Here is a 21,194-nt window from a genome sequence, read left to right as displayed (position 1 = left end):
ATGACCTCGCCAGGAACAAAGCCCCACGGAGTCAGGGACGAAATGTCGATTTTTCTTTTGTTGCGCACGTTCGCTGCGTCCTTCTTTCATCGGTTCGGCTGGGCGGGCCTGGCCATTGCGGTGGGCGTGCACCTGGCCACGGCCTGGATCGGCCTGGTGCTGCTGGGCGAGCAACACCTCATCGCCGCCGCCACATTTATCTACTTCTATCTCACCACCACGCTCACCGTCGGCTATGGCGATTTGTTGCCACAGACATCCGCCGGGCGAATTTTCGTGGCGACCTGGATCATGCTCGGGGGCATTGCCCTGTTGACGACGGTCATCGGCAAAACCACCAGCAGCGTCATCGATGTATGGAGAAAAGGCATGAAGGGCAAAGGCGATTTCACCGGCAACGTCGGCCACACGGTTCTAATCGGCTGGGAGGGCGCCTCCAGCGAGCGGGTCATCGAATTGCTCCTGCAGGACGAAACCTCCAATGACAACCTGATCGTCATCTGCGACTGCGATCTCGAAGAAAACCCCATGCCCGGCAAGACTTCGTTCATCAAGGGCGATAGCCTGTCCTCCGTCGCGTTGTTGCAGCGTGCCGGCGTGCCGGGGGCCGAACGCGTGCTGGTACGAACCCACTCCGACGACCTGACCCTGGCCACGGTGCTGGCGGTCAATCAACTGGGGCCGATCGGGCATGTGGTCGCGCACTTCAATGACAGCGAAATCGCCGCTCTCGCCAGCGCCTACGCCCCCAGTCTGGAATGCACCTCCAGCATGGCTATCGAAATGCTGGTGCGTGCCTCCCAGGACCCTGGCTCGTCGGTAGTCATCAACGAATTGCTCTGTGTCGGCCAGGGCGCCACTCAGTACCTGATGAAGCTCCCCGAGGCGTTTGAAGCGACGTTTGGCGAGCTTTATGCCCGGCTGAAAGAGCAGCACAACGCTACGCTGATTGGCTATCGCGCCCAGGGTGCTCGCCAGCCGTCGATCAATCCGCCCGGCGCCACCCGAGTCGTGGGTGGCGAGCTTTTCTACATCGCCTCCGCGCGTCTCAAGGAAATTTCCCATGGGGTGGTTTAAACAGTTGATGGGGCTTGAAGCCCCGAACGCGAACACCGCCAGTCATAGCGCGTCTGTCACCGGGCCTCTTGGCCTGGCCTCCGGCAAGCAGGTCATGTTCGATGCGACGCTCAAGTTGTTGCTCGACGGCAACAGCACCGTGGTCATCCCGGCCTCCCAACAGATCTGGAGCTTGGGCATCGTCGACCTCGGGCAGTCGAACTGGCTGTCGCGCTGCTACATGAACGACGAAGACTACTGGCTGCAAGTGCACACCAGCGGCGATATCGCAGGGCAGGTCGAGTCGGTGATCCTGTTCAACTACCTCAGCTACGTCACGATCAACAGTGAAGCGGAGTTGCGTCGCCTGGCCGGCCCTGAAAGCCTGATCGGCCTGCCGACCTACACCCACGATGGCGTCCAGTACTCCCGCGAATGGGGTACCGAGGCTGGCCAGACAGAGTTGGTGGCGTTGAGCGAGCGCGTGAGCAATCCGGATGAGTCCTACAGCATCGAGCACCGTTCGATGCTGTACGCCCGCGACACCGGCCTGACGGATCGCCGGGAGTTCCTGCTGTTCTCCGTTGAAGAAGACGCCGAAGGCGCCGTCAGCCTGAGTACTTCGCTGGGTATTTCGCTGTACACCACTGACCTGAACACTCTTTGAATAAGGAAGAAATCCATGCTTGAAGCGCTCTCCATTTCCCTGAACAAAGCCGCCGTGCTCGGCTTTGTCTTGTACATCCTCGGCGCCGCCGTGCTGTTCGCGTTGTTCCAGTTCATCTACACCCGCGTCACGCCGCACAAGGAATTCGAACTGATCCGCTCGGGCAACGTGGCTGCGGCCATTGCCCTGGGCGGCGCCGTCATCGGTTTCGCCATTCCGGCCAGCAACGTGATCGCCTACTCGATCAACATGCTGGATTTCGTCGTCTGGGCAGTGATCGCCGCTGTCGTCCAGTTGTTGGCGTTCCTGGTCACCAGCCTGGTGCTCAAGGGCGCTTCCGCGCGCATCAAGAACGGTGAAATCGCCGCGGGTATCTACATCGCCGCCGTGGCCATCAGCGTGGGCATGTTGAACGCCGCGTGCATGACGCCTTCCTCGAACTGATTGCGCCACGGAGAACCCGATGAAACGAAGCAAGTACGTTCAGCTTTCGCTGGCCGCGTCGGTCGCCCTGGCGATATCCGGCTGTGGGCCAACGGAAAAAACCTACAAGTTGCAGAAGAAGTACAACTTCCAGTCCGTCCAGCAATGTGTCGATGAAAAGCTTCCGGTTGACATCTGCGCCGACGCCTACATGACCGCCATGGCCGAGCATCGTCGCATCGCGCCGACCTACGTCAGTCAGGCCGATTGCGATGCTGACTTCGTCCCCGATTGGTGCCAGCAGGACTCATCCGGCCAGTTCATCCCCAAGCTGGGTGGTTTCGAACTGAGCGCCGATGGCGAAGTCACACAATCCCAGGTCGACGCCGCCCGGGCCCAATTGCCGGCTTCGGAAGCGAACGTCGGTGGTTCGGGCTTCGGCAACCTGCTGACCGGCATGCTGATCGGCAATATGTTGAGCGGCAACCGCAACAGCTATTACTCCGAGCCGGTTTACCGTTACCGCGATGATCGCGGCAACTTCGGGTCTTCGACGCTCAGCCAGCGAGTTTCCCGAGGCTCGACCTTCACCAAGTCCAACCAGGCGCGGTACGGCAGCTATACCGACTCGATCAAGACCAGCAAGCCGATGTCCGTCGCATCCTCCACCTCTCGCGGTGGCTTCGGCAGCAAGTCCAGCGCCCGCAGCGGTTGGGGCGGTTCGAGCAGCTTTGGCGGCTGAGGAACGAGGGCCATGAAGAAGATCCATTGCGCAGAACGTCATGATTGGAAACAAACCGCCGAGCAACTCGGCTTTCTGTTCCACACCATCGACGACGAACCCTATTGGGACGAAAGCGCGTACTATCAGTTCACCCTCAAGCAGATCGAGGCCGACCTGGAAGACCCGACCACCGAGATCCATGAAATGTGCATGGACCTCGTGGCCCGCGTGGTCCAGAGCGAAGAGTTGCTGGAACGTTTGAGCATTCCCGCGCCGTTCTTCGACCTGGTGCGCACTTCATGGCTTGAAGGCCACCCGCACTTGTATGGGCGCATGGACTTCTCCTACAACGGCAGCGGCCCCGCCAAGCTGTTGGAGCTCAACTACGACACGCCGACCAGCCTCTACGAAGCGGCGGCGTTCCAGTGGGGCTGGCTGGAGCAATGCATCGAACGCGGCTTGCTGCCGGCTCATGCCGACCAGTTCAACAGCATCGATACCAAGCTGCACCAGGCCTTTGCCCAGTTGCAGCTCAAGGAGCCGTTTTATTTCGCCTCGATGAAAGGCTCGGTGGAAGACAAGGGCACCACGGACTACTTGCGCCTGATCGCGGAAAAAGTCGGCATTGAATCGCGGCACATCGATGTCGAAGACATCGGCCTCAACAGTGACGGGCGTTTTGTCGACCTGCAAGAGCGCTGGATTCCCCACCTGTTCAAGCTGCATGCCTGGGAGTTCATCTTCCACGAGCCGTTTGGCGCCGCGATTGCCCAATGTGACACGCAGTTTTTCGAGCCGGCCTGGAAGTCGATCATCTCCAACAAAGGCATCCTGCCGCTGCTGTGGGAATTCAACAAAGGCCACCCGAACCTGCTCGCGGCCCACCTGGATACCGACACGAGCAAAGCGGTGCCCAAGGGCTGGGTGCGCAAGCCGTTCTTTTCCCGGGAAGGTGCCAACATCGAGCTGCAAACCGCTGATGGCCTGATCGTGAAGGAAGACGGCCCGTACACCGACGCGCCGTTCATCCTCCAGGAATTTGCCCCGTTACCGAAGTTCGACGACAGCTACACGCTGATCGGCTCCTGGGTCATCGGCGACCAGGCCGCGGGCATTGGTGTGCGGGAAGACAACAGCCTGATCACCAAGGATTCCAGCCGGTTTCTGCCGCATCTGATCCTTGACTGATACCGTGGCAAGGGAGCTTGCTCCCGCCGGGCTGGACTGTACGAGCTGCCGAAGGCTGCAATCTTTTGATCTTTCGCTTGAGACTCAAGTGTCAGGGGAAAGATCGCAGCCTCGTTGCACTCGACAGCTCCTACTCCTCAGGTCCACCAGTACCGCACCAGATGGAAGAAGATCGGCGCGGCGAAGCACACCGAGTCCAACCGGTCGAGCATGCCGCCATGGCCTTCGATCATGTGCCCCCAATCCTTCACGCCACGGTCGCGCTTGATCGCCGACATGACGATGCCGCCGGCAAACCCCAGCAGGTTGATCAGCAAGGCGATGAGGAACGACTGCCAAGGGTTGAACGGCGTGATCCACCACAGCGCTCCACCAATTAGCGAAGCCAGGAAAATACCGCCGGCAAAGCCTTCGACGGTTTTCGACGGCGACAGATTCGGCGCAATCTTGTGTTTGCCGAACAGCTTGCCGCACACGTACTGCAGCACGTCCGACAATTGCACCACGATCACCAGGTACGCGATCAACAGCAGGTTGCGTCCCTCAAAACCGGCGATGTCCAAGGTCAGCAGTGCCGGGACGAAGGAGATGCAGAACACCGCGATCATCAGTCCCCACTGCACCTTGGAAGCACGCTCCAGGAAGTGCGTGCTGTCGCCCCCCAGGGACGCCAGGATCGGCAGCAGCAAGAACACGTACACCGGGATAAAGATCGAAAACAGCCCGTACCAGTCGTAGTAGATCAGCAGGTACTGCAGCGGCAGCGCCAGGTAGAACGCGGCCACCAGCGCCGGATAATCGCTGCGTCGGGTCGGTGTGAGGGTCAGGAATTCCCGCAGGGCATAGAACGACACCGCATAGAACAGCAGGATCACCGCCGCATTGCCGAGCCAGAACGCGACGCCGATCACCAGCACCATGATCCACCAGGCGTTGATTCGCGCGTTGAGGTTGTCGATGACCGAGTTCGGCGTACCTTTGGTCTTCAGCTTGAGAATGAAACCGATCAGCGAGGCCAGCACCAGAATCGCGCCAATCCCGCCAAACAACATCAGGGTATATCGATCCATCAGACGTGCTCCGGGGCCAGTGCCAGCAGCGCAGCGCGGCTGCGTTCAAGGAAATGCTCTTTGCTTTCACCCTCTTCGATGCACAGCGGTGCGCCGAAACTGGTGGTGCACAACAGCGGCAGGGGCAGCACGCGACCCTTGGGCATGACACGGTTGAGGTTGGCGATCCACACCGGAATCACCTCGACCTCGGGGTGGCTCTTCATCAAGTGATAGATCCCGCTCTTGAACGGCAACAAGCCTTCGTCGGGGTTGCGCGTGCCTTCGGGAAAAATGATCAGCGAGTCGCCATTGTCCAGGGCTTCGAGCATCGGTTGCAGAGGGTTGTAGGACGGGTCCTTGCGCTCCCGATCCACCAGCACGCCGTTGAACACCCGGTTGATGATGTAGCGACGCACCGGGCTCTTTTGCCAATAATCGGAACCCGCCACGGGCCGGGTGAGCTTGCGCAGCGCCGGCGGCAGCGAGGCCCAGAGCAGCACGAAATCACCGTGGCTGCTGTGGTTGGCGAAATAGATCCGCTGCACCGGCTGCGGCGCGCTGCCGAGCCACAGGCTGCGGGCGCCCGTGACCATGCGGGCCGCGGAGGTGATGAGGTTGGCAACGACGGGTTCGAGCATGAGGATTCCTTATCCTGTAAAAGCTAACCAAGGGCTGGCCAGGATGAAGCCCAGCGTCAAGACAATCTGTGCGGCCAATAACAGCGACTGCCTGCGCAGCAACCGCAAGGCGCCGTGGCTGCGTTCGCTCCAGGGGCGGCCAGCGCGTTCGGCCGGCTGAAGGCCTAGCGTGCTCAAGGCCTGATCCAGTGCCTGGGTGCGTTCGGCCAATGGCTGGATACCGTCAGCCACGTGCTGGAACAGATCGGCATCGAACGCCACGCGCAACGCCCAGTATTTTTGCAACACGCCGAGGCTGAACAGCGTGATGCTGAACAGCAGCAACCAGGGGTCGACGCTGCCCACCAGCCATTGCCCCAACCCCAGCAGCGCCGCCAGCAGGGTCAGACCGGTGGAAAACTGGTCCAGCGAATGGCCTCGACGCAACAGGCTCGCCACGGCGTGCAGTTGCATATCACTGCTCATGGCGATGGCCTTTGCGCAGTGGCTCCAGCGCCTGACGGTGCGCCTGATGCAAAACGATATGGGGGCGGACGCGCTGGAGCTGCACAATCGCGGCATCGACACTGGCCGCCCGGCCACTGTGCAACAGCCAGGCGATCACGGCGGTGGCGCTGCGCGAATAACCCAAGGCGCAACAGACCAGCACCGGCCCTCGCTGGCGCAGTTGTTCAATGGCCCGCGCGGCCTCCAGGCATTGCTCGCGGGTCGGTGCCGTGAGATCGAGCACTGGCAGCGAGCGATAGGCAATCCCGGTGCTGTCCATGGACATTTCGGCACAGAGGTCGAGCACCCCGGTAAACGCACTGTCTTTCAACTCCAGTGGCGTGGGAATGCGACCCAGCCAGACGTTGTCGGTCACGTGATCCGGCTGCGGATGGTTGCGCGTCCACCAGCGGGAATTGATCCAGGCGGCGGCGAGATACGGCGCCAGCAACCAGCGTATCGCAGGGCTCAGTTGGCCATCGGCCCGCTTCTGGAAGCCGCCGGCATCGAACAGCAGATAATTGAGCGCCACAAACAGTACCGCCACCGCCGGCCAGATCAGCCAGAGCCATGCGCCGCCAAAGGCGAGCGCCGGGATGAACAGCGCCGCCGCACCCACGCCATAGCGCAGGGCCAATTGCAGACGGCTGCGATCAGACGTCAGGCGGGCACTCTGCAGCGGGCTCGGCCGGTCCAGCGGCCACAACCAGACACACAGCCAACCGGCCAGTGCGCCTGTCGGTACATCGACAAAGTGATGCTGATAAGTGGTCAGCACCGACACGCCAATCAACGTGAACCAGCCGTGCATCACCCAGCGCCATACGCCCCGCAAGTGCCGCTCATAGCAAACCCAGAGAATCACCAGCAAAGCGATGTGCAACGACGGTGCCTGGTTGAATGGCTTGTCAAAACCGGCCAGCACCTCGAACAGCCAACCAAACACCCCGTCCATCTCCGGCCGGGGGAAGGTGAAGCGCAGCGGCCAGATCAGGAAGCAACTGACCGCAATGGCCTGGGCCGTGAGCAGGCGTAAGGCGTGACGCTTCAGTTCCCCACGGCTGGTGGGCAGCAACAGCGACAGGCCGTAAAGCAGGTCGATCGACCAATAAGGCACGATGGTCCAGGCCATGAACGGCATGTGGCTTTCCCAGCCGAACACCAGGCTGCCGACGTCGCTGCGCTGGGCCGTCACCCAGGTGGCGAAACCGTAGGTGCCGAAGAACAGCGGCGCGAGCAACAGCAGCCAACACACCGCCGGTTTCAGCAGGGCGGGCTCGCGGGGCGGTGCGATGACGGCACTCATCACTGCACGCGCTGCGCCAGCGAAACGCTAAAGATGCCCCACTCATCGACCCGCAGGGTGATCTTGCGAAAGCCCGCTGCCTCGACCAATTGATCCATTTCGGCCTGGCTGCGCCGACGCATCACCCAGGCCTGGCCGGCACGGTGGCTGGTGAGGGCGCGGGCAATCAGTTCCAGTTGCGGGTGCCATGGCTGGCCGGTGTAGACCAGGTAACCGCCAGGCTCCACCGCTTCAGCCAGTCCGGCGAGCGAGCCACCGACCATCTGGTTATCGGCAAACAACTCGTACAGGCCAGACACTACGGCGAGAGTCGGCTTGGGCTCCAGCGCCGCGAGATCCTGGCGGTCGAAGGCGTCGCCTTTGACGAACCGGGCGATGTCACCCAGGCCTTTTTCGACGATCAGCGCACTGCCGTCGCGCACGTTGATATCGCTGTAGTCGCGCAGCAGGATCGACTCGGGCAACGGGCTGACGCCTTGCAGCGCCTCGAGAATGTAACGGCCATGACCGGCGGCGATGTCGACGATGCGCACCTCGCGATTCTCTTCGCGCAACTTGCCCATCGCCAGGCGCAGCAACTCCTCGACGTTCAGCTTGCGCTGGCGAATGCCGCGCCAGCCGATGGAGTTCAGGTAGTTCTGGTCGATCATCTTGCCAATCGGCGAGGTGCCGGTGGGGCGGTTGCGGTAGACGTAGTCCAGGGTGCTGCCGGAATCGAAGCCCGTGTCGAAACCCAACTTCACCCCGGCCGACAGCTTGCTGCCGAAGCGCATGCTGGCGCGGGTCATGCGCCAGTACAGGTCGCGCAGTGAATTGTGGGGCAGGGGTGTCGCCAGGGCTTCGGACTCGGCACAGGTCGCGCCGATGCGGTCCGCATCCAGCAAGGAAGGACGGTCCAGCGGGCGGGCGAAATTCTGCAGGATGAAACGGCGTGCACTGGCGACGGCCGGCGCGCGGTTCTTCTCGCCCAGGGTGTCGTGGAAGAATCCCGGCAGAATGTGTTTTTCCTTGTGCAGGCTGCCCAGTCGCTCGAAGAACTGTTCCTGGGGTTTGCGATGCACCACAAAGTCGGAACCGGAGATCAACAGCTGCGTCGGCACCTGGATCGCCTGGGCATCGGCGACCACACGGTCGGCGGCTTCGTACAGGCCCAGCAGCACGTTCACCGAAATCGCCTTGGTGATCAGCGGATCGCTGTCATAGGACGCCACCCGTTCCGGGTCATGACTGAGGAACTTGGCCTTGACGTAGCTGTTGACGAAGAAATTGCCGCGAAATTTGCGCATCAACGCCAGGCCCGGGCGGGCGAAAGGCACATACAGCTTTACCTTGAACGCCGGCGATGCCAGCACCAGCGAGCGAATGCGCGGCGCATAATCGTGGACCCAGGTGGACGCAATTACCGCGCCGACGCTTTGCGCCACCACGGCGATGTTTTGCTCGTCGATCTGATGCGCCGCGCCGATGTGGTCGCAGAAGGTCTGCACGTCCCGCGCGCTGGTGGCGAAACTCGGACTGTCACCGCGTTCTCCGGGAGACTGGCCATGGCCGCGGGCGTCCCAGGCAAAGAAGTCGAAACCGGGCAGGTCCAGCTCATCCACCAGATGCGCAATGCGCCCGGAGTGCTCGTGCCCCCTGTGAAACAGCAGCACAGCCTTGCTGGGTTCGCCCGGGTCCGCGGCCACGGCTGGCCAGTGCCGATAAAACAATTCCACGCCATCATGGGTGGTGAATGTCCGGTCTTGAGCTTCGCGCATTGCAAGTTCCTTTATGCTGAGGGAGCGTTTTCCTTCACTTGGTCCAGGCCATGACGGACCCGGTTGACCAAGGTATAAACCAGCAGGGCAGCAACCACCGCCATCACACCATCGACCCACAGCGCTCCGAACCAACCCAAGGCAATACCGGTCGCCAGCACGCCACATACAAAGGCGCGGTCACTCTTGCCCATGGGCCCGTCATAGCGCCGCGACGCCCCGACCATCGCCCCCAGCACACCCGCGTATTCGCTGAACACCGCCAACAGCGTGACCAACAACACGAGCAACAGACTGGCATCGGGAATCAGGGCAAAGGGAAGGATCAGGGCTGCGTCGGCGATGATATCGCATAGCTCATTCAGGTAGGCACCCAGATGAGATTGCTGCCCGAACTCCCGCGCCAGCATGCCGTCCACGGCATTCAAGGCCATGCGCAGGAACATCCAGACCGGCACCAGCACAAACACCCACGGATGGCTGGCAAACCAGGCGATCACCGCACCCACCAGCACGGAAACAATGCCTGCTAGCAGGGTGACCTGGTTGGCTGTGACACCCTTGTCGTAGAGCCGTTGAACGGTAGGGCGCAGCAGGTTCTGGAATGCAGGTTTGAGTTGATAGATGGAGGGCATCGGGGCGGGATCTCGGGCCGGTTGCGGGCGTAAAGGATTCAGCTGCGAGATTACGATAGGTTGAGGGTTTGCTGGTGGGTATTTGTTGGGAATGAGCTTCGGTCTACATCTCGTGCTGAATCAGCCTGGGATGGAAACACCATTCAAATGTGTGCGAGCCTGCTCGCGATGGCGGTATGTCAGTCGTCGCTGATGCTGGCTGTGCCGACCCTATCGCGAGCAGGCTCGCTCCCACATGGAGTTGCGGATCTCTCGAATCCCAAACTCCAGCACTGATCCCTTGTGAGAGCAAAGCTTGCTCGCGATGGCATCGCGACCGGATTTAGCGAATCGCCCTACAGCCAATACCTCCTTCCCTGACTTATTTCTCCAGCTCGCCCCGGCAAAGTCTCGCGTCCGTCCCTGTACCGCGAGATCCCTGCATGTTTGCCCCCGACAAACTCCTGCGCCTGAACAACGCCATCGGCTTGTTGGTGGTGGCGGCCATGGACCCCGATCAGCCCGATGCGGCAGCGGTGCTGGCGGATTTTCGCAACTGCCTGAACGACTACGACAGTTGGGCGCAGAGCTTCTGGACCGGCTCGGCGCTGGACATCGAGCAGGTCTTCAAGGTTGGCAACGAAGTAGCCCTGGCGGCGCCGAAAAACCTGGATGAGCCCTTCATCGCCACCATGGCGACGTGTCCGGCGAGCGGCCCGCTGACGCTGGTGCACATGTTCCAGGCGGCGCGTTTCGTGCCGATCGGCAACACGCCGGTGATGCTGGAACCGGTCATCGACGGTGAACCGGGGAAGGAAACCTTTGGCGAGCCGGTCCATCACGTCATCGGCCCCAGCGGCATCCTGGAAATTCCCAAGTGCTGGCGGGGGCGCCGCTATCGCATCAGCTTCTTCCCCGAGGTCACAGTGGATCACGTCAAGGCGCTGTATGCGTCTTATCAGGGGGTGATTGGCGAGCTCGAGGGCTGGCTGAAAGAGGAATGGGAAATCCAGTTTCAACCGCTCTGGGCGGAGTTTTCCGACGCCGGGTTTCGCGAACGCTACAACCTGTTGCAGCAAGCCGACTGGCGCGGCCTCGAAAACGCCCTGCAGGCACTGTGGAATGACGTCAAGCAGATCTTCGAACTGCTGGCGGATTTGCAAGCCAACAGCGAGAAACTGCTGGAGTACCTGACCCAGGCCGAACTCGACCAGTTGCTCAAGGCCTCATCCGAGGCCATTGCCAAGGGACTGATGGTGCTGAGCGACGAGCCGTTGCTCTTCGTGCACATGGCCGCATTCACCAGTTGGCTGCGGATGTTGCCGCCCCAGTACCTGGCCGAAGTCGTCGGGCAGATACGGGTCTCGGTGCTGATCAATTTTCTGCTGATCCGATTGACCGGCACCCTCGGCCTGGGCGTGCGCATGAGTGGCAAGGTGCTTGACCAGCTCCGGTCCGCGCGAGCACGGGAGTGGTTGCGGGCGTCGGGCCAACGGCTGGGCCAATTCGCCCCTGACCGGCTCAACCAGCATGCCGATGTGTTGAAACCGGTGGTGATCAGCGCCCAGGGCGCGCCATTGAAGCCGACCCCTGTTGGCCCGTTGCAGATCACGCCTGAGCACGGGCCGTCCTTGTCTGTCAGTAATCCGGCTGCCGTGGCGCGGGAAAAATCCCAAAGTGCTACCCGGCTGAGCAAGTACGAACCCCACGACGACGCCCCGGCCCAATCGAAAAACCCCAACGGCGACAGCGCCGACAGCGCGGCCCTGACCCGCACCGACGGCTGTCCGGTGTCGATGGTCACTGGCGAAGAACTGCTGACCCTGGACGACGGCACGCTCGATGGCCGCTTGCCGTTTGTCTTCACCCGCCTGTACCGCAGCAGCGCGGCGGATCTGGACGTGGGCCTGGGGCGCGGCTGGAGCCATGCCCTGGCGCACCGCTTGCTGTTTGAGGGCGAGCAGGTCATCTGGATCGACCAGGAAAACCGCCGCACGACCTTTCCGCTGCCCAACGCCCAGCGCTCGGCGATCCACAACAGCCTGGCCCGGGCGGCCATCTACCTGGGCAGCGAGCCGGACGAACTGATCGTCGCCCAGCCCGGCGAACAGGCGCCTTTCCTACACTTTCGCGATGGTTATCTCACCGCCCTCAGCGACCGCTACGACAACCGCCTGACGATCCAGCGCAACATCCATGGCGACATCAGCCGCCTGGACAACGGTGCCGGGCGCTGCCTGCGTTTGCGCTACGAGCAGCGCCACCTGGTGGCTATCGACTACCAGAGCTTTCACCCGGCCCTCACCCTGGACGAAGCCTGGCGTACCGAGCAGACCCTGGCGACCTATCGCTACGACGCGCGCTCACGGCTGATCGAAGCGACCAACGCCGCCGGGGAAAGCGAGCGCTACGACTACGACGATGCCCACGTCATCCTCCAGCGGCAACTGGCTGGCGGTGCGAGTTTCTTCTGGGAATGGCAGGGCGTCGGCCAGGCGGCCCGCTGCGTGCGGCACTGGGCCTCGTTCGCGCAGATGGACACGCGCTACAGCTGGAGCGAGGACGGCAGCGTCACGGTCCGCCACCTCGATGGCAGCGAGGAAATCTATGTCCACGACGACCGCGCACGGTTGGTACGCAAGGTCGAGCCCGACGGCGGCGAACACCTCAAGGCCTACGACGAACAAGGCCGGCTGATCGCCGAACAGGACCCGTTGGGCGCCGTCACCGAATATCACTACGACGAAGTCGGGCGTCTGGTGGCGCTGATTCCCCCCGAAGACGCGCCCACGTCCTACGAATACCGCAACGGTTTCCTGCACGCCCGGGCCCGCGGCAAGGCCGTATGGACCTATCAGCGCAATGACCGGGGCGAGGTGATCGAAGCCATCGACCCGGATCAACAGCGCACCCGGTATGCCTACGACGCCCACGGGCAGTTGCTGTCGATCCACTACCCGGACACCAGTGAACACCGCTTCACCTGGAACCGGCTCGGCCAACTGACAGAAGAAACCCTGCCTGACGCCAGCCAGCGGTTTTTTACCTACGACGTCTTGGGGCGCTTGCTGACCCGCCAGGACGAACACGGCGCGGTGACGCACTACCAATGGGACGCCGTGGGCCGGCTGCTGCAGACCACCTTGCCCACCGGCGCCACCCGCGACTGGAGCTACAACGCCTACGGCAAGGTCACCGCCGAGCGCGACGAACAGGGCCGTCTCACCCGCTACGAATACGCCGATGACCTGCACCTGGTCAGCCGCCGCGTCAATCCCGACGGCAGCACGCTGCACTACCGCTACGACTCGGCGCGGCTGCTGCTGACCGAAATCGAGAACGAATCCGGGGAAAAATATCAGCTGGACTACACCCCCGGCGGCTTGATCCGACAGCAAGTCGGCTTCGACGGCCAACGCACCGCCTATGCCTATGACCTCAATGGACAGCTGCTGGAGAAAACCGAGTTCGGTGCCGACGGCAGCCAGCTTGTCACTGCCTACCAGCGCGACACGGCCGGACGCCTGCTGATCAAGACCCTGCCCGACGGCCAGGCGATCCAGTACCGCTACGACGGGCTGGGCCGGTTGGTTGATATCGATGACGGCAGCGACCATCCGCTGGCCTTCGAGTACGACGCCCAGGACCGGCTGATCACCGAGCACCAGGGCTGGGGCACCCTGCGCTATGGCTACGATGCCTGCGGACGGCTCAATCACCTGCGCCTGCCGGACAACAGCAAGGTCGACTACCACCACGCCCCGGGTGGCGCGCTGACCGCCATCGACCTGAACGGCGCACGCCTCACCGAACACCAGTTGCGTGGCGGCCGCGAACACCAGCGCCAACAAGGCCTGCTGCTCAGCCAGTACGAACATGACGAACAGGGCCGGCTCAAGGCCCACACCGTGCTGCAGAACCAGCAGACGCTGTTCTGGCGCGATTATGCCTACAGCCCCAAGGGCAACCTCGCCGCCCTTTCCGACAGCCGTCGAGGGCGGCGCGAGTATCAGTACGATCCGCTGGACCGCCTGACCCGGATCGAACACTCCCACACCGATCCCGCGGAACACTTCGCCCACGACCCGGCCGGCAATCTGCTGATGCAGGACCGCCCCGGCCCGACCCACCTCAAGGGCAATCGCCTGCTGATGGAGGGCGACCGCCACTACGACTACGACGCCTTCGGCAACCTGATCCGCGAACGCCGCGGCAAGGCTCAGGCCCTCGTCACCGAATACCGCTACGACAGCCAGCACCGTCTGATCGGCGTCACCACGGCGGACGGTCGCGAAACGTCCTACCGCTACGACGCCTTCGGCCGACGCATCAGCAAGACCGTGGCCGGCCTGACCACCGAGTTCTTCTGGCAGGGCGACCAACTCGTCGCTGAAAGCAGCCGCCAGCATCACCGAAGCTACCTCTACGAACCCGGCACCTTCCGCCCGCTGGCACTGCTCGACGGCAAAGGCCTCAACGCCTGCCCGTTCTACTACCACCTCGACCACCTGGGCACGCCCCAGGAACTGACCAACTACGGCGGCCAGATCGTCTGGTCGGCGCGCTACCACGGCTACGGCAAAGTCCGAGCGATAGAGCACGGCGGCGGCGAACAACTGGAACAACCGCTGCGCTTCCAGGGCCAATACTTCGACCCGGAAAGCGGCCTGCACTACAACCGGCACCGCTACTACAATCCGGAAACGGGTCGCTACCTGACCCCTGATCCGAGCAAACTGGCGGGTGGGCTCAATGGCTACCGGTACACCCTGAACCCGACGGGGTGGGTGGATCCGTTGGGGTTGGTGGATTGCCCGGGGAAGGGTGGGTGCAGGCCGGCGGTTGGGGAGCAGGATCCGGCTGCCAAGGTTGGGGTGGGGGAGGACGAATTATCCCCACCAAAACCTAAGTTTCTTTATCGTGGAGATTTGAGAACGCCAGAAGTCATTTTTAAAGAAGGATTTGTGAGTTTGGGAAAAAGCACTGACTTACGGCTTCATGTTTTGGATAATAGAAACCCGCTGAGTAATTTTGTAAGCACCTCCACCGATGTCGATGTTGGGATCGATTTTGGAACAAGATACGGGACGCAAAAAGGGTATTTGTATGTTTTAAAGAGAATCCCTGGGCGCGATGTGAATAAGGAGCTGCCGCGTAAGGATATCCCTTATAGCTATGAACATGAGATCGCAATTCCTGATCGAATAAAGACGGAAGATATCCTTGGGGTCACTCCGTTGAAGAAGGATGGTTCGTATGTTGGGTATTCTTTGCCCAATCCAGAAAGGAAATGAAAAAATGACGAAGCAAGTTGTCGTGATTATCAAGGATGGCAAAAGGGAAGAGGCACAGCTAGATGTGGATGCTGCGAAATCAACTATTTCTTTAACCTTTAAAAGCGGCTGGAAAGAAAAGTATTCTGGACTGGATGTGTATTCATGCCTTGGTGAAATTATCAAGGAGCACTCCAATATAAAATTTTTATGTAAAGGAGCTAAGTTGAGCGTGCGCCCTTCCAGCATGTCCTCTCAAATGTCATCAGGAATAGTGGCATATGATCATGTCTTGGGTGTACGTGCCTCAAGAGCGAGTCTCGTAAATATATTTGATTATGAAGATCAGCAAATAGTGAGCGATCCTCAGCTACAAAAAGACTATTTCTTCCGTTGGCTAGAGTCTATAAAAGATATAGATGAGTAAAGTCTCGTGCTTCGCTTTCAGAAGCCCCTCAACTTAAGGGGTGACTTCGGGGGCGACTTAAGGGGTGACTTCGGGGGTAGCAGTCTCCGTTCAGTTCAAGAGGCCGAGCCAGGGCTACCACCATCCACTGTTGAAGAGAGTCAACTCAGGGCCAGACACCAACGGATCAAATGTAAATCAAACCCGCCCAGCCACCTCCTCAACCAACCCCCTGAACCACTGCTGTGCCGGATGAGACTCGCTGCGCCGGTGCCAGATCAGGTCGAACGCCATCCGAGGCAACGTCACCGGTGGTGGGAACATCACCAGCTTGTTGCTGCCCGCCGCGCCCATCGCCACCCGTTTCATCACCGTAGCGGTCAACCGGGTGCGGGCGATCAGCGAGGGCACGGCGAACATCTGTGGCAACGTCAGGGCCAGTTCGCGCTGCTTGCCCTGTTGGGCAAGGGCGTGATCCACCAAACCGTGCAAGTCTCCCTCCGGCGAAACCAGCACATGGCGAAGTTGCAGATAGGTCTTCAGGGTCATGGCGCGACGGGCCACCGGATGGTCATGGGCGACAATGGTGACGAATTCGTCGGTGAGCACGGTCCGGCTCAATATCCGCGCCGCCGCCTGGGTCGGCGGCACGCCCACTGCCGCGTCGATCAGGCCGCTGTCCAACATGTCGACCGCGTGATCTCGGTCATTGAACGCGTACACATTCACCGAAACCCCCGGAGCCTGCTCTGCGAGTGCCTGCAACAGCGCGGGCAGGAGCACGTAGGCCGGGTAATCGGAGAGGCCGAGTTTGAACACCAGCGAAGCCTTGCCAGGCTCGAACTCGGGCCGCTCGACCAATGCAACTTGAAGCTGGTGCAGCGCCTGGGCAATCGGCACCGCCAGGTCCCGAGCTCGAGGCGTCGGCAAAAGCCCCTCGGCACTGCGGGCAAACAACCCATCACCAAGCAGCGTTCGCAGCCGCGATAACGCGGCACTCATCGCCGGCTGACTGACACCCACCCGAGCCGCCGCGCGGGTGACATTGCGCTCCGTCATCAGTGCGTCGAAGGCCACCAGCAAGTTCAGGTCGATCCCATGAAAATCCATAAATCAAATAATCATTCATATCGGTTATTTGTTAGACGGATCATAGCCCTCAATCCCAAACTCTCGCTACCACCCCACTTCAATGGCGAGAACCCCAATGACCCTATCAACCACCCACCTTGCTGAACAACTGCGCGCCGAGCGCCGGGCCGTTGAAACCTTCTACCGTGCATTCAGTGACCAACAGCCAGACCTCGTCGATGAAGTACTCACCTGTGACTGGGACGACATCCCGTTGGCACCCGGCCAGGTACCTGGCCCGGAAGGCGTCAAGGCCATCATTCGCAGCTTCGTCCAGGCGTTTCCGGATGTGCGGATCGTCGTCCACGACATGGTCCAGGAGCCCGGGAAAATGGGCGTGCGCGCCGAAATCACCGGCACCCATGCAGGCGAACTCTTCGGCATCGCCGCCACCGGCAAGCAGGTCAGTTTCCGCATTCATGAATTCCACACGTTCCGTGACGCGAAGCTGACCACGACATGGCACATGGAAGACTGGTTTGCCCTGTTCCTTCAACTCGGCCAGTTCCCTGCCCAGGCCTGAAAGGAGTTTTCCCATGAAGAGCGCTTTGATTAATGAGTTCGGTAGCCCGGATGTCATCGTCGAGGGCGAAGCGAGGTTGCGAAACCCACAACCCAACGAAGTGGTCGTGCGTATTGAGGCCGCTAGCGTCAATCCGCTGGACGTCAAGATACTCGCCGGTTACATGCAGCCGATCTTCCCGGTGGCATTCCCGTATGCCCCAGGGACCGATTTCAGCGGTGTGATTGAGTCCGTCGGCGAGCAGGTGAGCGTCCTCAAGACCGGGGATCGAGTGGTCGGACGAACCTCCCCCGAGCATGGCGGTGCGTTCGCCACCCATCTGGTCATCGCCGCCTCCGAACTGTGCGTCATTCCCGCGCCGATGAGTTTCGAACAGGCCGCTGCATTGCCGACCGCGTATGGCACGGCCAGGCAGGCGCTTTTTGATATTGGCAAGTTGCAGCGCGGCCAACGTGTGCTGATCCACGCCGGTGCCGGCGGCGTCGGCAGCATGGCAGTCCAGCTGGCCCATCTCGCCGGCTGCCATGTGATCGCAACGGCCTCGGCGAAGAACCTCGAACTGCTGAAAAGCTTGGGCGCCGATGAAGTCATCGACTACCGAACCCAGACCCTGGACAGCGTGCGCGAAATCGACCTGGTGCTCGACACCCTGGGTGGCGAAACGCTGGAGGAATCCTGGCAGGTGCTGCGTCCAGGCGGACGCATATCTACCCTGGTGGAATTCAATATCGAGGGTCGGGACGGTCACGCGGGTGAGTTCGTCTTCTTTGCCAGCGCCGTGCCTTTCCTTCCCGAGGCGATCCGACAGTTCAGCGAGGGGCAATTGCAGATCATCATCGATTCAACCTTTACGCTGGCGGAAACCCAGGCGGCGGTGGAAAAGGTCGCCACTGGGCATGCTCGAGGGAAGGTGGTTATTCGCCCGGGTGGCTGATCCCCAACCGCATGCTATTCAAGGCAGACAATTTGAATGATTCGGTTGTCGCCGTTTAATGTCGTATGGGTCCATTGCTCTAATGTTGCTATCTGCTGTGGCGTTAGGTCATACACAAAGCAAAAGTCTTCCGGCTCTGTCCATTTCATAAGAGTTACTAACTGGTCTACATATGAGCTCGGAATCTTTACGCTCTGTAATAGCTCTTCGGTTGTCTTGTCAAAAATTTCAACGATGGGCTTCATTTTTCTACTTTCCTGGTTGGGTCGGCAGGTTTGGTTTGTTCGCCAGTTACCGGATTAAATTCACCAAGATGCTTCCCTTGTTTTGTGTATAGCTCTACGGCAGCGTGCTGTGAATCCCACTCGTAGATCCGGCCTGCTCGATCCTTCCATCGTCGACGTTTGACGCCTCCGCCACGTACAAACGTTTTTGATGGAGCAATTTTGGCATCTGGAAATGCTGGAAGCAGCGCTGGAGGCTTATGGTATTTATGATCCCCCGGAACACTCAGAACCACATAAACCGGCCGAACCCCCGCCCCCACCGGAAACACCAGAATGAAATCCCGATACTCCGGCGGATAAATCGGATCGACGATGATGCTGTCGGCCATCGGCGTGGGCGGGTAGATCCAGATGGGAGGGGCCTGCGGTGCCGCTTCCAGGGCGGGGATACCCAGGGTGTCGGACGGATCGACGGCTGGCGTCCAGATCAGCTCGATGCCGTCACCCAAGTCGGCGATGTAGTGGTCGGCGCGAGGGACCAGGTGGACGACGTCGACCATTTCCCAATCGCGGTTCTGGCCGGTATAGAAGCCATAGCCCTTGAGGCTGCCATCGGCCTGTTGCTCTATTTGCAGGCGCATGCGGCTGCGGGCCTGCTTCAAGTTGTGTAGCTGTTCTTCGGAGTAAAGGGCGCTATCACCCAGGCTGGAAGGCCAGAGCAAGGCAACCATGCCGGTTAACAGCCCCGTGACGGCGGTGCCGCCCACCGTTGCCGCGGTTGCTTCAAGTGCGGTGCCGCCGAGAGCAAGTCTGCCCCATGACGCGGTTACCGCGCCGGCGCCCATCTGCTTGAGGGGCACAGTCCCCGATCCATCGGCATGCCTGCCGCCGAGCCAAACCAGGTCACCGTACTGCTTGACCAAATCAGCCGGCACATAACCGTTGGGGTTGCGGTAATCAATGACGCCGTCGGGTAACTTGCAGCTCTTGGCGAACACACTGCCGGTGACGGGCAGTGGCGTTCTATCGACCGTGGCCCAGCGTTCCTTTTCGTAGGCGGCCTGCCGGGCAAGCATGGCTTCATACTTCAGTTGCCCGGCTTCACGCTCGGCCAGCTCGCTGGGTGTCATGTCCCGATAGGTGACGTAATGCCCGTCGCCGCCGGGTGGGTTCTTGACTTGGGGGATGTCTTTTTGGCGTGTCACGGAGGGGCAGGTCTCGTCCAGTCGATGCGGGAGAGACGCTAACCCAAGGGCTCAGGCTGGGGCTGTAGGCGCTTTCTGTATTGGTTGTGCCTTTTTCCTCAGGCTCCGCAGGACACTGGAGCGCGTGAACGAAGAAGGCGCGTTGCAGCCAATAACTTCGCACCCAGCCATTAAAAAAAGCAGACCTTTGGCACCGATAACATCGTTTCTCGGGTGCTTTGCTTTTCCCTATATTGGCTGCCAGATCCGGTGAATGACTCAGCGTTCACCCCCTAAGTGCGAGTAGCCTCAATGAATAACAAACCTGACAGCGCAGGGCTTGATAACGCAGGAGCGGGAACCCGGGCGGTCTGGGGTGGCGAGCAAGTCAGGCATCCCTACAACGCCACGCAAACCCCCATCGTGGTCAGCGCCGCGTACGGATATGACGACATCGACGTCTGGTACGACGTCGCCTTGGGCAAGGCCCCGGGCTTTATCTACAGCCGCATGAGCAACCCCACCGTCGAGACCCTCGAAGCCAAGATCCGTGAACTGGAAATGGCCGAGTCCGCCGTGGCGTTCAGCACCGGCATGGCGGCGATCAGCAGTGTGCTCTACACCTTCCTGGCCCAAGGCGACCGGGTGGTGTCCACCAAGGACAGCTACGGCGGCACCAACAAGATTTTCGAAGAGTTCCTGCCGCGCATGGGGGTGGAGGCGACCTTGTGCGAGACCTTCGATCACGATGAAATCGAACGGGAAATCGCCAAGGGCTGCCAGGTGGTGTACCTGGAAACCCCGACCAACCCGACTCTGAAAATCCTCGATATCCAGCGTCTGGTGGCGGCGGCCAAGCGGGTCGGCGCCGTGGTGGTGGCGGACAACACCTTCGCCACGCCGCTCAATCAGAATCCCCTGGCATTGGGTGTGGACGTGGTGATTCACAGCGCGACCAAGTTCCTCAGTGGCCATGGCGATGTGCTCGGCGGCCTGGTCTGTGGCAGCGAGTCCCTGATGGCCAAGGTGCGGCATTATCGGGAAATCAACGGTGCGGCACTGGACCCGTTCTCAGCCTTCATGATCATTCGTGGCATGAAAACCCTGGTGCTGCGCATGCGTCAGCAGCAAGCCAGCGCGCGTGCCCTGGCGGAGTTCCTGTGCACCGAGCCGCTGGTGGAATCGGTCAACTATCCAGGCCTGCCCAGCCATCCGAACCACGCCGTGGCGTGTGCGCAAATGGCCGGCTTTGGCGCCATCGTCAGTTTCGTCCTGGTCGGAGGCATGGACACCGTCACGGCGCTCTTGCCCCGTCTGCGCTTCGCCCACTGCGCGGGCAACCTGGGTGCGGTGGAAACCATCTATGGCCCGGCGCGCACCACCAGCCATGTCGAAAACACCCTGGAGGAGCGGCTCGCCCTGGGCATCTCCGAGGGGTTGGTGCGGGTCTCGGTGGGCATCGAGGACACCGATGATCTGCTCGACGACTTGAAGCAGGCATTCGCCTTTGTCCGGGCCTCGCGGGAACAGCGGACGCAAACGAATACGCACGCCTCAACCCTGGAAGTGTGCACCGAAACCAGCCGTTGAACCGTCAGCGTCAGC

19 protein-coding genes are annotated in these 21,194 nt (G+C 61.0%); 10 read left to right on the top strand and 9 right to left on the bottom strand.

The window, feature by feature from the left end; genetic code table 11:
• Positions 1-42 precede the first annotated feature (42 nt).
• The 5 genes from QZH45_RS26800 to QZH45_RS26780 are packed head-to-tail and all read left to right on the top strand — an operon-like array spanning position 43 to position 4,058.
• Positions 43-1,077, top strand: coding sequence for an ion channel (locus QZH45_RS26800; RefSeq protein ID WP_024778382.1), 1,035 nt, complete (start codon positions 43-45; stop codon positions 1,075-1,077).
• Positions 1,064-1,723, top strand: coding sequence for a DUF2491 family protein (locus QZH45_RS26795; protein WP_024778383.1), 660 nt, complete (start codon positions 1,064-1,066; stop codon positions 1,721-1,723). The genes QZH45_RS26800 and QZH45_RS26795 overlap by 14 nt, the downstream gene beginning before the upstream one ends.
• 15 nt (positions 1,724-1,738) lie before the next feature.
• Complete coding sequence (locus tag QZH45_RS26790) at positions 1,739-2,167, top strand: DUF350 domain-containing protein (RefSeq protein WP_024778384.1); 429 nt, start codon at positions 1,739-1,741, stop codon at positions 2,165-2,167.
• A 19-nt stretch (positions 2,168-2,186) separates the two neighbouring features.
• Positions 2,187-2,888: a DUF1190 domain-containing protein gene (locus tag QZH45_RS26785; RefSeq protein WP_024778385.1), complete on the top strand. Its 702-nt coding sequence runs from the start codon at positions 2,187-2,189 to the stop codon at positions 2,886-2,888.
• Between the two features lie 12 nt (positions 2,889-2,900).
• Positions 2,901-4,058: a glutathionylspermidine synthase family protein gene (locus QZH45_RS26780; RefSeq protein ID WP_055134921.1), complete on the top strand. Its 1,158-nt coding sequence runs from the start codon at positions 2,901-2,903 to the stop codon at positions 4,056-4,058.
• 137 nt (positions 4,059-4,195) lie between these two features.
• On the opposite strand, the gene QZH45_RS26775 is transcribed toward QZH45_RS26780, so the two are convergent.
• The 6 genes from QZH45_RS26775 to QZH45_RS26750 are packed head-to-tail and all read right to left on the bottom strand — an operon-like array spanning position 4,196 to position 9,932.
• The gene (locus QZH45_RS26775; RefSeq protein ID WP_024778387.1) at positions 4,196-5,128 is read right to left on the bottom strand and encodes a phosphatidate cytidylyltransferase; all 933 of its coding nucleotides are present in this window, start codon (positions 5,126-5,128) and stop codon (positions 4,196-4,198) included.
• Positions 5,128-5,748, bottom strand: a complete 621-nt coding sequence (locus QZH45_RS26770) for a lysophospholipid acyltransferase family protein (protein WP_055134920.1) — start codon at positions 5,746-5,748, stop codon at positions 5,128-5,130. Before QZH45_RS26770 ends, QZH45_RS26775 begins: the two co-directional genes overlap by 1 nt.
• Before the next feature lie 9 nt (positions 5,749-5,757).
• Positions 5,758-6,213 (bottom strand): hypothetical protein, encoded by a 456-nt coding sequence (locus tag QZH45_RS26765; RefSeq protein ID WP_055134919.1) that lies wholly within the window; start codon positions 6,211-6,213, stop codon positions 5,758-5,760.
• The gene (locus QZH45_RS26760) at positions 6,203-7,540 is read right to left on the bottom strand and encodes a phosphatase PAP2/dual specificity phosphatase family protein (RefSeq protein ID WP_055134918.1); all 1,338 of its coding nucleotides are present in this window, start codon (positions 7,538-7,540) and stop codon (positions 6,203-6,205) included. Before QZH45_RS26760 ends, QZH45_RS26765 begins: the two co-directional genes overlap by 11 nt.
• A complete protein-coding gene (locus QZH45_RS26755) occupies positions 7,540-9,297 on the bottom strand; it encodes a bifunctional alpha/beta hydrolase/class I SAM-dependent methyltransferase (RefSeq protein ID WP_024778391.1) in 1,758 nt (585 codons plus the stop codon). Before QZH45_RS26755 ends, QZH45_RS26760 begins: the two co-directional genes overlap by 1 nt.
• An 11-nt stretch (positions 9,298-9,308) precedes the next feature.
• Positions 9,309-9,932: a CDP-alcohol phosphatidyltransferase family protein gene (locus tag QZH45_RS26750; protein ID WP_055134917.1), complete on the bottom strand. Its 624-nt coding sequence runs from the start codon at positions 9,930-9,932 to the stop codon at positions 9,309-9,311.
• A gap of 422 nt (positions 9,933-10,354) precedes the next feature.
• Here QZH45_RS26750 and QZH45_RS26745 point away from each other — a divergent pair, with 422 nt between their 5' ends.
• Positions 10,355-15,205, top strand: a complete 4,851-nt coding sequence (locus QZH45_RS26745; RefSeq protein ID WP_069018340.1) for an RHS repeat-associated core domain-containing protein — start codon at positions 10,355-10,357, stop codon at positions 15,203-15,205.
• Entirely contained in the window at positions 15,168-15,611 is a 444-nt protein-coding gene (locus tag QZH45_RS26740) for a hypothetical protein (protein ID WP_237140490.1), read from the top strand. Before QZH45_RS26745 ends, QZH45_RS26740 begins: the two co-directional genes overlap by 38 nt.
• A gap of 177 nt (positions 15,612-15,788) precedes the next feature.
• Here the strand turns inward: QZH45_RS26740 and QZH45_RS26735 are convergent, their stop codons facing one another.
• A complete protein-coding gene (locus QZH45_RS26735) occupies positions 15,789-16,700 on the bottom strand; it encodes a LysR family transcriptional regulator (RefSeq protein WP_055135477.1) in 912 nt (303 codons plus the stop codon).
• 97 nt (positions 16,701-16,797) lie between these two features.
• Here QZH45_RS26735 and QZH45_RS26730 point away from each other — a divergent pair, with 97 nt between their 5' ends.
• Together QZH45_RS26730 and QZH45_RS26725 are read left to right on the top strand one after the other, a co-directional pair.
• A complete protein-coding gene (locus QZH45_RS26730; RefSeq protein ID WP_055135476.1) occupies positions 16,798-17,244 on the top strand; it encodes an ester cyclase in 447 nt (148 codons plus the stop codon).
• Between the two features lie 13 nt (positions 17,245-17,257).
• Complete coding sequence (locus QZH45_RS26725) at positions 17,258-18,178, top strand: NADP-dependent oxidoreductase (RefSeq protein ID WP_055135475.1); 921 nt, start codon at positions 17,258-17,260, stop codon at positions 18,176-18,178.
• 14 nt (positions 18,179-18,192) lie between these two features.
• Here the strand turns inward: QZH45_RS26725 and QZH45_RS26720 are convergent, their stop codons facing one another.
• On the bottom strand, positions 18,193-18,423 hold the full coding sequence (locus QZH45_RS26720) for a DUF7683 domain-containing protein (protein ID WP_055135474.1): 231 nt from the start codon (positions 18,421-18,423) through the stop codon (positions 18,193-18,195).
• Positions 18,420-19,610, bottom strand: a complete 1,191-nt coding sequence (locus QZH45_RS26715; RefSeq protein WP_055135473.1) for a colicin E3/pyocin S6 family cytotoxin — start codon at positions 19,608-19,610, stop codon at positions 18,420-18,422. The genes QZH45_RS26720 and QZH45_RS26715 overlap by 4 nt, the downstream gene beginning before the upstream one ends.
• Positions 19,611-19,901: 291 nt before the next feature.
• Between QZH45_RS26715 and QZH45_RS26710 the strand changes: the two genes are divergently transcribed.
• Complete coding sequence (locus tag QZH45_RS26710; protein WP_055135472.1) at positions 19,902-21,179, top strand: cystathionine gamma-synthase family protein; 1,278 nt, start codon at positions 19,902-19,904, stop codon at positions 21,177-21,179.
• Positions 21,180-21,194: the final 15 nt, after the last annotated feature.

This window comes from Pseudomonas corrugata (assembly GCF_050920615.1).
GTDB classification, from domain to species: domain Bacteria; phylum Pseudomonadota; class Gammaproteobacteria; order Pseudomonadales; family Pseudomonadaceae; genus Aquipseudomonas; species Aquipseudomonas corrugata.
The sequence above is the reverse complement of the archived record's forward strand: the minus strand, read 5'-3'. Positions and strand labels throughout refer to the sequence as shown.

What these genes read in the sequence shown, in the direction of transcription:
- QZH45_RS26800 (WP_024778382.1), top strand. Translation starts at nt 43, where the DNA reads ATGTCGATTTTTCTTTTGTTGCGCACGTTCGCTGCGTCCTTCTTTCAT.
- QZH45_RS26795 (WP_024778383.1), top strand. Translation starts at nt 1,064, where the DNA reads ATGGGGTGGTTTAAACAGTTGATGGGGCTTGAAGCCCCGAACGCGAAC.
- QZH45_RS26790 (WP_024778384.1), top strand. Translation starts at nt 1,739, where the DNA reads ATGCTTGAAGCGCTCTCCATTTCCCTGAACAAAGCCGCCGTGCTCGGC.
- QZH45_RS26785 (WP_024778385.1), top strand. Translation starts at nt 2,187, where the DNA reads ATGAAACGAAGCAAGTACGTTCAGCTTTCGCTGGCCGCGTCGGTCGCC.
- QZH45_RS26780 (WP_055134921.1), top strand. Translation starts at nt 2,901, where the DNA reads ATGAAGAAGATCCATTGCGCAGAACGTCATGATTGGAAACAAACCGCC.
- QZH45_RS26775 (WP_024778387.1), bottom strand. Translation starts at nt 5,128, where the DNA reads ATGGATCGATATACCCTGATGTTGTTTGGCGGGATTGGCGCGATTCTG.
- QZH45_RS26770 (WP_055134920.1), bottom strand. Translation starts at nt 5,748, where the DNA reads ATGCTCGAACCCGTCGTTGCCAACCTCATCACCTCCGCGGCCCGCATG.
- QZH45_RS26765 (WP_055134919.1), bottom strand. Translation starts at nt 6,213, where the DNA reads ATGAGCAGTGATATGCAACTGCACGCCGTGGCGAGCCTGTTGCGTCGA.
- QZH45_RS26760 (WP_055134918.1), bottom strand. Translation starts at nt 7,540, where the DNA reads ATGAGTGCCGTCATCGCACCGCCCCGCGAGCCCGCCCTGCTGAAACCG.
- QZH45_RS26755 (WP_024778391.1), bottom strand. Translation starts at nt 9,297, where the DNA reads ATGCGCGAAGCTCAAGACCGGACATTCACCACCCATGATGGCGTGGAA.
- QZH45_RS26750 (WP_055134917.1), bottom strand. Translation starts at nt 9,932, where the DNA reads ATGCCCTCCATCTATCAACTCAAACCTGCATTCCAGAACCTGCTGCGC.
- QZH45_RS26745 (WP_069018340.1), top strand. Translation starts at nt 10,355, where the DNA reads ATGTTTGCCCCCGACAAACTCCTGCGCCTGAACAACGCCATCGGCTTG.
- QZH45_RS26740 (WP_237140490.1), top strand. Translation starts at nt 15,168, where the DNA reads ATGTTGGGTATTCTTTGCCCAATCCAGAAAGGAAATGAAAAAATGACG.
- QZH45_RS26735 (WP_055135477.1), bottom strand. Translation starts at nt 16,700, where the DNA reads ATGGATTTTCATGGGATCGACCTGAACTTGCTGGTGGCCTTCGACGCA.
- QZH45_RS26730 (WP_055135476.1), top strand. Translation starts at nt 16,798, where the DNA reads ATGACCCTATCAACCACCCACCTTGCTGAACAACTGCGCGCCGAGCGC.
- QZH45_RS26725 (WP_055135475.1), top strand. Translation starts at nt 17,258, where the DNA reads ATGAAGAGCGCTTTGATTAATGAGTTCGGTAGCCCGGATGTCATCGTC.
- QZH45_RS26720 (WP_055135474.1), bottom strand. Translation starts at nt 18,423, where the DNA reads ATGAAGCCCATCGTTGAAATTTTTGACAAGACAACCGAAGAGCTATTA.
- QZH45_RS26710 (WP_055135472.1), top strand. Translation starts at nt 19,902, where the DNA reads ATGAATAACAAACCTGACAGCGCAGGGCTTGATAACGCAGGAGCGGGA.